At 68.0% G+C, this 12,662-nt stretch carries 10 protein-coding genes and 2 pseudogenes; 6 read left to right on the top strand and 6 right to left on the bottom strand.

Features of this window, described 5'->3' with window-relative positions:
- Positions 1-162: 162 nt before the first annotated feature.
- From A3A5_RS0137165 to A3A5_RS0137155, 3 genes are read right to left on the bottom strand one after another with little or no spacing between them, the layout of a single operon-like run.
- A complete protein-coding gene (locus A3A5_RS0137165; RefSeq protein ID WP_018315495.1) occupies positions 163-858 on the bottom strand; it encodes a transglycosylase domain-containing protein in 696 nt (231 codons plus the stop codon).
- Between the two features lie 58 nt (positions 859-916).
- Positions 917-1,966 carry an Ldh family oxidoreductase gene (locus A3A5_RS0137160; protein WP_018315494.1) on the bottom strand — a complete coding sequence of 350 codons (1,050 nt, stop codon included), beginning with the start codon at positions 1,964-1,966 and terminating at the stop codon, positions 917-919.
- A gap of 13 nt (positions 1,967-1,979) precedes the next feature.
- Positions 1,980-3,512: a DASS family sodium-coupled anion symporter gene (locus A3A5_RS0137155; protein ID WP_026201510.1), complete on the bottom strand. Its 1,533-nt coding sequence runs from the start codon at positions 3,510-3,512 to the stop codon at positions 1,980-1,982.
- A 435-nt stretch (positions 3,513-3,947) separates the two neighbouring features.
- On the opposite strand from A3A5_RS0137155, the gene A3A5_RS0137150 reads away from it, so the two are divergent.
- Entirely contained in the window at positions 3,948-4,193 is a 246-nt protein-coding gene (locus tag A3A5_RS0137150; protein WP_018315492.1) for a hypothetical protein, read from the top strand.
- Between the two features lie 51 nt (positions 4,194-4,244).
- Entirely contained in the window at positions 4,245-5,066 is an 822-nt protein-coding gene (locus A3A5_RS0137145) for a tyrosine-protein phosphatase (RefSeq protein WP_018315491.1), read from the top strand.
- A gap of 1 nt (position 5,067) precedes the next feature.
- On the opposite strand, the gene A3A5_RS0137140 is transcribed toward A3A5_RS0137145, so the two are convergent.
- Together A3A5_RS0137140 and A3A5_RS0137135 are read right to left on the bottom strand one after the other, a co-directional pair.
- Positions 5,068-6,303 carry an acetate/propionate family kinase gene (locus A3A5_RS0137140; RefSeq protein ID WP_018315490.1) on the bottom strand — a complete coding sequence of 412 codons (1,236 nt, stop codon included), beginning with the start codon at positions 6,301-6,303 and terminating at the stop codon, positions 5,068-5,070.
- Positions 6,304-6,350: 47 nt separating this feature from the next.
- Positions 6,351-7,343, bottom strand: a complete 993-nt coding sequence (locus A3A5_RS0137135) for a phosphate acetyltransferase (RefSeq protein ID WP_018315489.1) — start codon at positions 7,341-7,343, stop codon at positions 6,351-6,353.
- Positions 7,344-7,667: 324 nt separating this feature from the next.
- Between A3A5_RS0137135 and A3A5_RS40125 the strand changes: the two are divergent.
- The 4 genes and pseudogenes from A3A5_RS40125 to A3A5_RS0137115 all read left to right on the top strand — a co-directional run bounded on the left by A3A5_RS40125 (position 7,668) and on the right by A3A5_RS0137115 (position 12,420).
- A pseudogene (locus A3A5_RS40125) lies at positions 7,668-10,020 on the top strand (DUF3141 domain-containing protein).
- 42 nt (positions 10,021-10,062) lie between these two features.
- On the top strand, positions 10,063-10,842 hold the full coding sequence (gene fabI, locus A3A5_RS0137125; protein ID WP_018315488.1) for an enoyl-ACP reductase FabI: 780 nt from the start codon (positions 10,063-10,065) through the stop codon (positions 10,840-10,842).
- A gap of 88 nt (positions 10,843-10,930) precedes the next feature.
- Positions 10,931-11,725: a TOBE domain-containing protein gene (locus tag A3A5_RS0137120; protein ID WP_018315487.1), complete on the top strand. Its 795-nt coding sequence runs from the start codon at positions 10,931-10,933 to the stop codon at positions 11,723-11,725.
- Between the two features lie 95 nt (positions 11,726-11,820).
- The gene (locus A3A5_RS0137115; protein ID WP_013955713.1) at positions 11,821-12,420 is read left to right on the top strand and encodes a LysE/ArgO family amino acid transporter; all 600 of its coding nucleotides are present in this window, start codon (positions 11,821-11,823) and stop codon (positions 12,418-12,420) included.
- Between the two features lie 74 nt (positions 12,421-12,494).
- Here the strand turns inward: A3A5_RS0137115 and A3A5_RS45490 are convergent.
- A pseudogene (locus tag A3A5_RS45490) lies at positions 12,495-12,632 on the bottom strand (transposase); the annotation flags it as partial.
- Between the last annotated feature and the right edge of the window lie 30 nt (positions 12,633-12,662).

Here is a 12,662-nt window from a genome sequence, read left to right as displayed (position 1 = left end):
CCAACGCCGAGGAATGGATTGCCAGCCGCACAGGCGACGCGTTTTTTGGTTACTTTTTGTCGCTCGGACAAAAAGTGACTCGCCGGCTACGCCGGCGAAACAGCCCACCCTAGTCAAGAGCGACAACGCATCACATAGCAACAAGCGCAAACACTACACCCCTCACCTCAACCTCAACGGCTCCAACAACGCCCCGTCATACTCCCCCCGCGAAATCCTCCCAAGCTCCAGCATCCGCTGCAGGATATAAACCTGCCGCTGGCGCGCGCGCCGAGGATTGGCCACGGGGTTGTTGGCCGATGGCGCCTTGGGCAACCCAGCCAGCATCGCGCATTCAGCCAGCGTCAGCTGGTCCAGCCGCTTGCCGAAGTAAGTCCGCGCCGCATCGGCAAAGCCATAAGCCCCTTGTCCCAGGTAGATCTTGTTCATATACAGCTCCAGGATCTCGTCCTTGGTCAGCGCCTTTTCGATCCGGTAGGACAGCAGCACCTCATACAGCTTGCGGGTATAGGTCTTGTCCCGCGACAGGTAGAAATTGCGTGCCACCTGCATGGTGATGGTCGATGCCCCCTGCGACAGCTCGTCCGACAGGTTGGCAACGCCGGCCCGGACGACGCCGATGTAGTCGATGCCGTCATGCACGTAGAAGCGTTCATCCTCGATCGCCACCACGGCGTCGGTCAGCTCGCGCGGGATCTTGCCGATGGGCACGTAGTCGGGCGTATGGCGGAAGGCGGTAAGCGCGTCGAGCGAAGGCAGCTGCCGGTTGGCAGCCAGGATGACGATGGCGGCCAGCAGCGCGCCGCCGATCACGGCGAGCACCAGCAGCTTGATGAAGGCGGACCAGAGGCTTTTCATGGCACGTATTGTGCCAGCCGCGTGCGGCAGGGCGCGAGCCCCGCCGCGGGCGGCGCCTTCAGGCCGTGGGGACGGCCACGTTGAGCGACTGCGCCAGGTGCTCAAGGTTGCGCCAGATGGCCGGGTTGATGTCCAGCGTGTCGCCAGCCTGCGCCCGGTTGGCGGCCTCGTATTCGCCGGGGTACTGCACGCGGTCGACGCCCGGCGCCGGCGGTGTGTCGTGAAGGTAGCGGACGAAAGCCTCGACTTCGGCGCTCTGCCAGTCCAGGCCCAGGTCCAGCGCGGGATTGAGCAGCACGGCGAACAGGTTGTTGGTGGCCACGCCGCCGCGCGGGTTGTCCGGCTGGATGGTGCCGCCGCCGGACAGCACGCCGGCCAGCAGTTCGGCCACTACGCCGAGCGCATAACCCTTGTGGCCGCCAAAGGGCAACAGCGCCCCGGGGTGCTCGCCGAACATGGTGGAGGCGTCGGTGGTGGGGTTGCCGTCGGCGTCGATGATGCTGCGTTCGGGCGCCGGCTCGCCTTTCTCGGCCAGCACGCGGGCCTTGTTGATGGCAATCGCGCTGGTCGCGATATCCACCACCAGAGGCGGGCGCCCGTTGGGCATCGGCCCGGCGAAGCACAGCGGGTTGGTGGTGAGCCGCGCCACGCGGCCGCCGAACGGTGCCACCACAGGCGCGCGGTTGATCACGTTGGTGAAGCTCAGCAAGACAAAGCCGGCGGCTGCCACCATCTCGCCGTAGTGGCCCATGCGCCCGAGATGGTGCGAGCGGCGCAGCGTGACGATGCAGTGGCCATGCTGGCGCACGCGCTCGATCGCGGCGTGCATCACCGACTTGCCGACGTGCTGGCCGAAGCCGCCGTTGCCGTCGAACACCATCAGCGTGCCTTGGTCCAGCACGCATTTGGCGCGGCCCTGCGGGTTGACGCTGTGGCTGTCGAGGGCCGTGCGGTAGCTGGGCAGGATCGACAGGCCATGGCTGATATAGCCACAGCGGTCGGATTCGACCAGATGCTCGGCCACGTCGTCGGCGATGTCGGCGGGTACCTGCTGCGCGGCGAGGATGTCGCGGGCAAGCTGGCGGGCGCTGCGGAGGGAAATCTTCATGGTTCGTACCTCCTCAGACCCAGCCCAGCCAGCGCCAGTAGGTGGTTGCGAACAGCAGCATCATGGCGTAGCCGATGATCGTCACAGGGATACCGATGCGCGCGAACTGGCGGCCGTTGAAGGTCTCCGTGCCCAGGCATACCATGTTCTGCGGCGCGTTGATCGGCAGGATAAAGCCGAAGCTGACGGTAAAGCCCAGCAGCATGGTCATGCCCACGCGGTTGATGTCGCCGGGCAGGGTCTGCAACACCGCGATCAGGATCGGCAGCAGCGCGGCGGTCAGCGCGGTGGCGCTGGCAAAGCCCAGGTGGATCAGGATCAGGAAGGCCGACAGGATCGCAAACACCAGCAGCGCGCCGTGTGCCGCCAGCCCGGAATGGGTGACCACGAACTGTCCCAGCCACTGCCCGGCGTTGGTGGTCAAAAGCGCCGTACCCAGGCTGATGCCGACGCCGAACACGATCAGCGTGCCCCAGGGCGTGCGTTGCTGCATGGTCTTCCAGTCCATCACGCCGATACGCGGCATCATCAGGATCACCAGGCCGACGAAGGTCACGGTGGCAGTGTCGAAGCTGTGCAGCCTGCCTTCGGTGGCCCAGAACAGCAGCAGGCCCAGCGATACCGCGGCCAGCCGCTTCTGTGGCGAGCTCATGGGGCCGAGGGCCGACAACTCGCGCTGCACGGCTTCCTTGCCGCCGGGGATGGCATCGGTCTCGGCGGGCAGCAGGAAGCGCACCAGGAAATACAGCACCACCGACATGGCGATGGCCCACGGCGCACCGGCGATCAGCCATTGCAGCCAGGTGATGCGCTCGCCCAGCAGCTTGTCCATGAAGCCCACCGTCAGCAGGTTCTGCGCCGCGGCGGTCTGGATGCCGACGTTCCAGATGCTGGTGGCCTGCGCCACCGTGATCATGATGCCGGCGGCGATATTGGACCTCTTGTCGACGCCGAAGGCTGCGATCACGCCCATCATGATCGGCACCACGCAGGCACTGCGCGCGGTGGCGCTGGGCACCACCAGGCTCAGCGCAATGGTGACGGCGATCGTGCCGATCAGGATGCGGCGGGTGCTGGTGCCGATGGCAGACAGCGTCACCAGCGCGATCCGTCGGTCCAGCCCGGTCACGGTCATCGCCGCAGAGATGAACAGCGCCGCGGCGACCAGTGCCAGCGCGGTGTTGGAGAACCCCGCCAGTGCCATGCCGAGTGCCTTCGAGGTGCCGTACTGCACCGAGGGGTCGTTGACGGTCGGCGCAAAGCCGATCAGCCCCGCCATCAGCGAGGTGATCATGATGGCGCTGGTCTCATACGACACCGCCTCGGTGATCCACACCACGATGGCGAAGGCGAGGATCGCCAGCATGCGCTGGCCGGCGACGGTCAGCCCCTCGGGCTGCGGGATCGCCAGCACCACCAGCAGCGCAGCAACGGCGGCGAACAGGCCCCAGTGCAGCGTGAGTTTCGGCGTCGGCACGACAGCCTGTGCAGCAGCGGCGAAGGGGGTGGAAGGGGCGGAAGGGGGGGAGGCGGAAGTATCTGTCATCGCCGGCATCCTTTGGTTGGTGATCCTGGTCGGTACCCGGGGGGCACCTGGGTCGGACGGCTCTCGGCGGACAGTGCGGCGCGCCGGCACTGGGACAGCACGGCCGGCAGGACAGGCAAGTGTCGGTCGCGAGACGGCATCCGTGTGCGGTGTACCCGGAGCGGCCTCGCTTCTGGCGGGCCGCCGCGTTCGACATGATAGGAATTTTCCGACTCGCAGCCGGCCCTGTCGAGGGCAACTCCATGCTATTTCCGCCCGTCATGAGCTAGATCAAGTCCACGCGTGATCAATGGATAGCCGGGCCGCCGCAGGCGTCATACCAGTGAGAAGCTCGCCACATAGGACCTGGCGGCGGTGCGTGTGCGCAGGCGCGCCACGACGGCCCCGGCGGGGTGATGCATGAGCGGGAGTGATCTGAAATAATTGGAGCCGACCATGAAGGTTTTAGTACGGGGACTGAAAGCAGGGCTGGACGCGGCGGCGCTGCGCGAGGCGCTGGCGCGGTATGCGAAGATCCGTTCGGTGGAACTGGTGGAAGCGGGCGACCCCCGGCACCCGTGGGCGTGGGTCGACATCGATGCCAGTGCGCTGACCGTGTGGAAGCTGGTGGCGCGGCTGGACCGGCGCTATATCGCGGGCTGCCATCTGCGCTGGCATGTGCCGGCGTACCGGGCGCGCTGAAGCGCCGGCACGGACGTCGGCCCGCATCGCAAGGACAATCAGGAAAGAACAATGATCAAGTGGCTTCAACGCGCAAGATGCCTGCACACTCATGCGGTCGTGCCGCAGGCTCCGGCCGCGGCTGGCGGGCAGGGCCAGCATGACCTGGCATTCGACACCATCAGCAATGCACGCGACCTGGGCGGCCTGGCCGGCGCGGGCGGACGCCGCGTGCGCCAGGGGCGCCTGTACCGCAGCGGCAACCCCGCGCTGGCCAGCACGGCGGACCTGGAGCGGCTGCAGACGCTCGGGCTCGACATGGTGGTGGATTTCCGTTCGCCCGGCGAGAAGTCGCCTGAAGAGGCCGCCTTCGGCCAGCGCTTCCACTGGGTGGCGGCGCCGGTGCTGGAGGGCAGCATGGCGATGGAAGTGCTGATGCCGCGCCTGCGCGCCAGCACGCCGGCACAGATGGATGCTTTCATGCTGGAGGTCTATGGCGACTTCCCGGTGCGCTACCGCGAGGCCTTCGCCGGCTTCATGCGCGCCGCGCAGGGCGGCAAGACGCTGCTGTTCCACTGCACCGCCGGCAAGGACCGCACCGGCTTTGCCGCACTGCTGTTGCTGGCGGCGCTGGGCGTGGCGCAGGACGATATCCTGGCCAACTACCTGGAGTCGAACCAGCGTAATGCGCAGTTCAACCAGTCTGCGCTGGCGCGCATGGCCGGGCTTGGCGTGGCGCCCGCGGTGATGACGCCGCTGCTGGAAGTCCGCGCCAGCTATCTCGATGCTTCGATGCAGGCCATCGACGCGGGCTGGGGCAGCGTCGACAACTACCTGCGCGATGCGCTCGAAGTGGACGTCGCGCAGCTGCGCGGGCACTACCTGGCAGGTTGATTCAGAGCTGCCCGCATTCGCGCAGGATGCGTGCAGTGTTCAGTGCAATCATTCCTTCTTCATCGGTCGGCAGCACCAGCACCGGCACGCGGCTGTCGTCGCGGCTGATGCGCTGGCTGCTCTCGCCGTTGGCGCCGCCGTCGAGCGCGATGCCGAACAGGCCCGCCAGGTGCTCGCAGATGCGTGCGCGCACCGGCGGCGAGTTGGCGCCGATACCCGCGGTGAACACCAGCGCGTCAAGGCCGCCCAGCGTGGTGGCGAGCTTGCCGATCTCCTGCGCGGCGCGGTAGGCGTAGAAGTCCACCGCCAGCCGCGCGCGCGGCGCATCGCTGGCCAGCAGCGCGCGCATGTCGCTGCTCACGCCCGACAGTCCCTTCAGCCCGGATTCCTGGTACAGCATCGCCTGGATCTCGGCCGCCGTCATGCCCTGCTGCGCCAGCCACAGCAGCGCGCCCGGATCGACCGAGCCGCAGCGTGTGCCCATGGGCAGGCCGTCGAGCGCGGTCAGGCCCATGGTGCTTTCCACGCTGCGGCCGTCGCGCATGGCGCACAGGCTGGCGCCGTTGCCCAGGTGCGCCACGATCACGCGGCCCTCGGCCAGGTCGGGCGCGACCTGGCGCAGCCGGCGCGCGATGTACTCGTACGACAGCCCGTGGAAGCCATAGCGCCGGATGCCGCGCTCGTAGTACGCGTAGGGCAGCGCCATCAGCTGCGCCAGCAGGTCGTGGCCGGCATGGAAGGCGGTGTCGAAGCAGGCCACCTGCAGCAGGTCCGGCACGGCCTCGCGCACCGCGCGGATGGCAGTCAGGTTGTGCGGCTGGTGCAGCGGCGCCAGCGGCACCAGCGCCTCCAGCTTTGCGATCACCTCATCGTCGATGCGCACCGCCTGCGCATAGTCGGCGCCGCCATGCACCACGCGATGGCCGATCGCCACCGGCGGATTGTCGCGCAGGCCCACGCTCAGCACCAGGCGCACCAGGCGGAAGGCGGCGTCGTGGTCGGCCACCTGGGCCTGCGGGAAGGTCTCGTCGGCGACCACGCGTCCGTCGGCCATGCGCGCGGTCAGGCGCGGCGCCACGCCGATGCCCTCGATCTGGCCGTGCGCGCTCAGCACCGGGTTGATGTCGGCATTGCCATGCGCGGCGTCGGGTACGGCGTAGACCGAGACCTTGACGCTGGACGAGCCCGCGTTGACAACGAGGATGACGGGATGCACGGCAGGATGGATGGCGGTCACGCTGGATGGACTCCCAAGTGGTTGCGCAAGGGCCGCACGGGCACGGCTCAGACCTGCGCGGCGGCTGCGGCGGTGCGGCGCGCGTGCGCCAGCAGCACGGCAATGGCGCAGCTGCCGATGCGCGCGCGTACGCTGTCGGCCCGGCTGGTGAGGATGATGGGCACGCGCGCGCCCAGCACGATGCCGGCGGCTTCGGCGCCGGCCAGGAAGGTCAGCTGCTTGGCCAGCATATTGCCCGCTTCCAAGTCCGGCACCAGCAGGATGTCGGGGTCGCCGGCCACGTCCGAGTCGATGCCCTTGGTGATGGCGGCCTCGCGGCTGATGGCGTTGTCGAAGGCGAGCGGGCCGTCCAGCATGCCGCCGGTGATCTGGCCGCGCCGTGCCATGGTGCATAGTGCCGCGGCGTCGATGGTGGAGGGGATCTTGTCCGTGACGGTTTCCACTGCCGACAGGATCGCCACCTTGGGCTGTTCGATGCCCAGCATGCGCACCAGGTCGATGGCATTGCGGCAGATATCGGCCTTCTCGTTGAGCGTGGGGAAGATGTTGACCGCCGCATCGGTGATGAACAGCGGCTTGTGGTAGCGCGGCACGCTCATGGCGAATACATGCGACAGGCGCCGCCCGGTGCGCAAGCCACTGGCCGAGGCGGTGACCGCGTGCAGCAGCTCGTCGGTGTGCAGGCTGCCCTTCATCAACAGCTCGGCGTCGCCGGCCCGCACGGCTTCGACCGCGCGCTCGGCCGAAGCATGGCTGTGCGCGGTGTCGATGATCCGAGTGTCGCCCAGCGCAAGTCCATGCTCGGCGGCGACCTGCCGGATGCGCGCGGCGGGCCCGACCAGGATCGGCACGATCAGGCCAAGCTCCGCGGCCTCGAGCGCGCCGCTCAGCGATGAGACATCGCAGGGGTGCGCCACTGCGGTGGGGATAGGCGGCAGCCCAGCGCAGCGCGCGAGTAGCGCGGCGTACTTGTCCGGCGCCTCGGTGGCGGGCGCGGCAAGTCCGGACATGGCAGACGTGGCAGTCGAGGCAGCGGTCATGGCGATGTTCCGAGAGCGGATGCTGGGCAAGGATACTGGTCTGGCGCGGTGGCGTCGAGGGATGGCCGTCGGTCTCGCACCGGGCGCTCCGCGCACCGCCTTGCTGCAGTGCGCAAGCGCACTGCGCCAGTATAGGCGACGAATTTGTCAGGTTAATGACCGATGGATGCTGCGCGCCGTAAGGCTTTGGGGGCGCCGGTCAGCGGGTTGCACGGCATCGCCGCGGCTGCTAGGCTTGTTTTAGTTGCAATGCAACAAGCGTCACTCCGGTGGCGCGGACAGCGCGCCTGCGCCCGGCAGCGGCGCCAATCAGGGGAAAGTGGAATGACCGCACGCATACCCGCCAAGCCGCCGCAAGGCAGCTCCGGCCCCTCACCCTCCACCACGCAGGCCCCTGCAGCCGCCAGTCCGTTCGCGGCGCTCGGCCAGCCGGCGCTGGAATACTTCACCGACGCCTGGCAGCGCACCGTGCTGCTGTTCGACATCCTGCGCGAGCGCGGCAACGAGACCGCCGAGCATGAGCGCGAGGGCATGCCGCCTGTGCTCGTGTTCGAGCATGAACTGCTGGCCGACGGCCGCGAACTGCCCGAGCCCGTCAACTACGCGCTGCTGCGCATCGTGCCGCCGGCCAACAGCCCGACCGACCCTGCCAAGCGCCCCTTCGTGGTGATCGACCCGCGCGCGGGCCACGGCCCCGGCATCGGTGGCTTCAAGGCCGACAGCGAGATCGGCATCGCGCTGCGCACCGGGCATCCGTGCTATTTCGTCACCTTCTTCCAGGAGCCCTGCCCGGGGCAGACGATCGAATCGGTGGCGCGCGCCGAGGCCGACTTCCTCAAGATCGTCGGCGAGCGGCACCCGGACGCACCCGGCAAGCCCTTCGTCATCGGCAACTGCCAGGCCGGCTGGGCGCTGATGATCCTGGCCGCGGTCGCGCCCGAGCGCACCGGGCCGCTGCTGGTGGCCGGCGCACCGCTGGCGTACTGGTCGGGTGTGCGCGGGCGCAATCCGATGCGCTACAGCGGCGGGCTGCTGGGCGGCTCGTTTCTGGCCTCGCTGACCGCCGATTTGGGCAATGGCCGCTTCGACGGTGCCTGGCTGGTGCAGAACTTCGAGCAGCTCAATCCGGCCAACACGCTGTGGAAGAAGCTTTACGACGTCTACGCCAGGGCGGACACGGAAGGCCCGCGCTTCCTGGAGTTCGAGCGCTGGTGGGGCGGCCACTTCCTGATGAACCGCGCCGAGATCGACTGGATCGTGCAGAACCTGTTCGTCGGCAACCGGCTGACCGCGGGCGAGGTGCGCAGCAGCGACGGCAAGACCGTGGTGGACCTGCGCAACATCCGTTCGCCGGTGGTCGTCTTCGCGTCGTGGGGGGACAACATCACGCCGCCGCAGCAGGCGCTGAACTGGATCCCGGACCTGTATCCCACCGATGAGGAACTGGTCGCCAACGACCAGGTGATCGTCTACTGCCTGCACGAGACCGTGGGGCACCTGGGCATCTTTGTTTCCGCCGGCGTTGCCAACCGCGAACCCAGCGAACTGTTCTGCGCGCTGGACCTGATCGATGTGCTGCCGCCGGGCCTGTACGAGGCCAAGATCGAGGACGTGGCGCCTGACCTGCCGCACCGGGACCTGGTCGAAGGGCGCTACCTGGTGCGCTTCGAGCGCCGCAGCGTCAACGACATCCTGGCGCTGGACGACGGCCGCGAAGACGAACGCCCGTTCGAGGTGGTGCGGCGCGTGGCCGAGATCAACCAGCACATGTACGACACCTTCGTTTCGCCATGGGTGCGCGCGATGTCCAATGAACTGGGCGCGCAGTGGATGCGGGCGCTGCACCCGGCGCGGCTGGAGCGCTCGCTGGCGACCGACATGAATCCGTGGATGGCGTGGATCGGCGCGATGGCGCCGCAGGTGCGCGCGCATCGCGCGCCGGTGGCGCCGGACAACCCGTTCCTGACCATGGAGAAGGCCGCATCGGCGCAGATCGTCAGCGCGCTCGACCAGTATCGCGATGTACGCGACGCATGGTACGAGCGGACCTTCGAGGCAATCTACGGCTCGCCGGCGATGGCGGCGCTGGTGGGCATGAGCGGGCAGGTGCCGGCCAACGTGGAGTCGCCCGTCACCGTGGCGTTGCGCAAGGAGCTGGCGCAGCGCCGGCTGCACGATGCCGAGGCGGCGATCGGGCAGGGTGGCACGCTGGAGGCCTTTGTGCGCGTGCTGGCCTACGTGGCCGATCGCCCCAGCGCCATCGAGGAGCGGCCGTTCAACCTGCTGCGCCGCATTGCGCGCGAACAGCAGCAAGCCACCGAGCAATCCGGCGGCCAGGCGGACCTGGCCGCGTTCAAGACCGCGGTGCGCCAGCAGAGCTTTATCGTCAGGCTGGATCCGCAGCGCGCGATCCGGGCGCGGTCCGGCACTGGTGCCGGACCGCGAGACCCGCCGCAAGCTGATGGTGGCGGCGCATCGCGTGATGACGGTCGGCGGCCCGCTGTCAGGCGAGCGGCTGGGGCGCTATCGCGAAGTCGCCGACGTGATGGGTACGGGTCATCCGCCCGAGGCTGCCGACGCAGTTGCGCCGGTGGACGCGGCCGATACCGCGTCCGCCCTCAGCCATGCCGGGAACGGCAAGCCGCAGGCCGCGCGCGCCACGCGGCCGCGCAGCTGAGGCTTGCGCACCGCATCCCGGTTCGGTCCAACAGGAGCCGCCATGGTCAACGTATCCAATCCGCCGCTTGCCGGCGCCCGTGTGCTGGTGGCCGGCGTGGCCAATGCCGATTCGATTGCGTGGGGCTGTGCCAGGGCGTTCCATGAACTGGGCGCGCAGGTCGCCATGACCTACCTGAACGACAAGGCCTACCCGCACGTGACGCCGCTGGCCGAAGCCATTCAGGCGCCCATCCTGATGCCGCTGGACGTGGAAGACGCGCAGCAGATGACGGCGCTCTTTGCGCGTATCGAGAGCGTGTGGGGCGGTCTCGACTCGATGGTCCATTCGATTGCGTTCGCGCCCAAGGCCGATCTGCAGGGCGGCCTGCTCAATTCATCGGCACAGGGTTTTGCGCGTGCCATGGACATCTCATGCCACTCCTTCGTGCGCATGGCGCGTCTGGCCGTGCCGCTGATGCCGCAGGGCGGCACGCTGTTCGCTATGAGCTATGAAGGCGCCAACCGCGTCGTGCCCAACTATGACCTGATGGGCCCGGTCAAGGCGGCGCTGGAGGCCAGTTGCCGCTACCTGGCGCACGAGCTGGGGCCGCTGGGTATCCGCGTCCACGCGATCTCGCCCGGGCCGCTGAAGACGCGCGCGGCCTCGGGACTGAAGGACTTCGACCTGCTGCTGGCCGACGCCGCCGGGCGCGCGCCGCTGGGCGAGGTGGTCGACATCATGGACGTGGGCTTTGCCACTGCCTACCTGGCCACGCCATATGCGCGGCGCATCTCGGGCAATACGGTCTATGTGGATGGCGGCGTGCACATCATGGCCTAGTGTCCTGTGCTGGACCGATCCGCAATTCGGATTACCATAGCCGCGTCTCGGACTCCATTGCGGTGCCGGCCACCGGCACCCGACATCCATGCTTGAACTCCAGGGAGCCATCTGGTTCCGCTCCGGCTCGCAAGACTGGGGCGGCAAGGACCGCATCGCGCTGCTCGCCGCCATCGGCGAACACGGCTCGATCACCGCAGCCGCGCGCGCGGTCGGTATCAGCTACAAGGCCGCGTGGGACGCCATCGATGCCATGAACAACAGCGCGGGCGAGCCGCTGGTGGTGCGCGCCGCCGGTGGCAAGGGCGGCGGCGGCACGCACCTGACCGCGCGCGGCGAGCAACTGATCCGCACCTATCGCGCGCTGGAAGGCGAACACCAGCGCTTTGTCGCGCAGCTGTCGCGCCTGGGCGAGGGGGCGGCCGACGATATCCACCTGATGAGGCGAATGATGATCAAGACCAGTGCACGCAATAAGCTGTTCGGGCGCGTGGCCAGCGTGCGCGGCGGCGCGGTCAATGACGAGGTCGTGCTGGCACTGCCCGGCGGGCAGCAGATCGTGGCCACCATCACGCATGAAAGCGTCGAAACGCTGGCGCTGGCTGAGGGCGCGGAGGCGTTTGCGCTGATCAAGGCATCGTCGGTGCTGGTGGGGCTGCCCGATCCGGGGATGCGGCTGTCGGCGCGCAACCAGCTGCCGGGGGTGGTGTCGCGCGTGATGCCTGGCGCGGTGAACGCCGAGGTGGTGATCGAACTTGACGGCGGCGGTACGGTTGCGGCGATCGTGACCAATGGGAGTGTGGAGGCGCTGGGGCTGGAAGTGGGGGTGGCTGCGGTGGCGGTGTTCAAGGCGTCCAGTGTGATCCTGGGTGTAGTGGCATGAGGTAGTCCTGCGGCAGGAATGGGAGGATGGGGGGCATGGCGGCTGCCCCCGGCGTGCAATAATAGTCACCCAAAAAAACAGCCGTTCCACAAGCAATGCACGCCGCCCTGGCCGGCTTCTCCCTCGGCCTTTCCCTGATTCTTGCCATTGGTTCCCAGAATGCCTTCGTACTGCGACAAGGGTTGCGGCGCGAGCATGTGTTCTGGGTCTGCCTGGTGTGCGCGCTTTCCGATGCGCTGCTGATCCTGCTGGGCGTTTCCGGCTTTGCCGTGATGATCCGCGAGCTGCCCTGGCTGGGTGCGGCGATGCGCTACGGCGGCGCGGCTTTCCTGATCTGGTATGGCGCGCGCAGCTTCCTGGCCGCGTGGCGCTCGAACGCGGTGCTGGATCCCAGCGACGCCGCGCCGCGACCGCTTGGGGCCACGCTGGCGGTGTGCCTGGCGTTCACCTGGCTCAATCCGCATGTGTACCTCGATACGGTGATGCTGATCGGCTCGGTGTCGACGCAGTTCGCAGGGAACGCGCGCGAATTCGCCGCGGGTGCCATGACCGCGTCGTTCCTGTTCTTCTTTTCGCTGGGCTATGGCGCGGCGCTGCTGCGGCCGGTGTTTGCGCGGCCACGCGCGTGGCAGGTGCTGGAAGTGGTGATCGGCATCACCATGTGGGTGATTGCCGCGCGGCTGCTGCTGGGCTGACCCGGGGCGCGGCAAGCCTCGTCCTTCAGGGCGAGGAAGGGTAGCGCGGACGCCGAAGGCGTCCATTACGGCCGTTAGTGTGGCGTCTGCTGTTGTTCAATGTACTGGCGGATGATCTCAATGGGGGCGCCGCCACAGCTTCCAGCAAAGTAGGACGGCGACCATAGCGCACTGCCCCACAGCTTGCGCCGAATGCTGGGGTAGTTTTTCTTGCGTATCACGCGGTGAACACTTCCCTACGG

The organism is Cupriavidus sp. UYPR2.512 (genome assembly GCF_000379565.1).
Lineage (GTDB): Bacteria > Pseudomonadota > Gammaproteobacteria > Burkholderiales > Burkholderiaceae > Cupriavidus.
This window is presented reverse-complemented; position numbering and strand designations above follow the sequence as displayed.

Coding starts and splice junctions, on each gene's coding strand:
- A3A5_RS0137160 (WP_018315494.1), bottom strand. CDS start 1,966: ATGAAGATTTCCCTCCGCAGCGCCCGCCAGCTTGCCCGCGACATCCTC.
- A3A5_RS0137165 (WP_018315495.1), bottom strand. CDS start 858: ATGAAAAGCCTCTGGTCCGCCTTCATCAAGCTGCTGGTGCTCGCCGTG.
- A3A5_RS0137135 (WP_018315489.1), bottom strand. CDS start 7,343: ATGACCGCTGCCTCGACTGCCACGTCTGCCATGTCCGGACTTGCCGCG.
- A3A5_RS0137155 (WP_026201510.1), bottom strand. CDS start 3,512: ATGACAGATACTTCCGCCTCCCCCCCTTCCGCCCCTTCCACCCCCTTC.
- A3A5_RS0137145 (WP_018315491.1), top strand. CDS start 4,245: ATGATCAAGTGGCTTCAACGCGCAAGATGCCTGCACACTCATGCGGTC.
- A3A5_RS0137120 (WP_018315487.1), top strand. CDS start 10,931: ATGCTTGAACTCCAGGGAGCCATCTGGTTCCGCTCCGGCTCGCAAGAC.
- fabI (WP_018315488.1), top strand. CDS start 10,063: ATGGTCAACGTATCCAATCCGCCGCTTGCCGGCGCCCGTGTGCTGGTG.
- A3A5_RS0137115 (WP_013955713.1), top strand. CDS start 11,821: ATGCACGCCGCCCTGGCCGGCTTCTCCCTCGGCCTTTCCCTGATTCTT.
- A3A5_RS0137150 (WP_018315492.1), top strand. CDS start 3,948: ATGAAGGTTTTAGTACGGGGACTGAAAGCAGGGCTGGACGCGGCGGCG.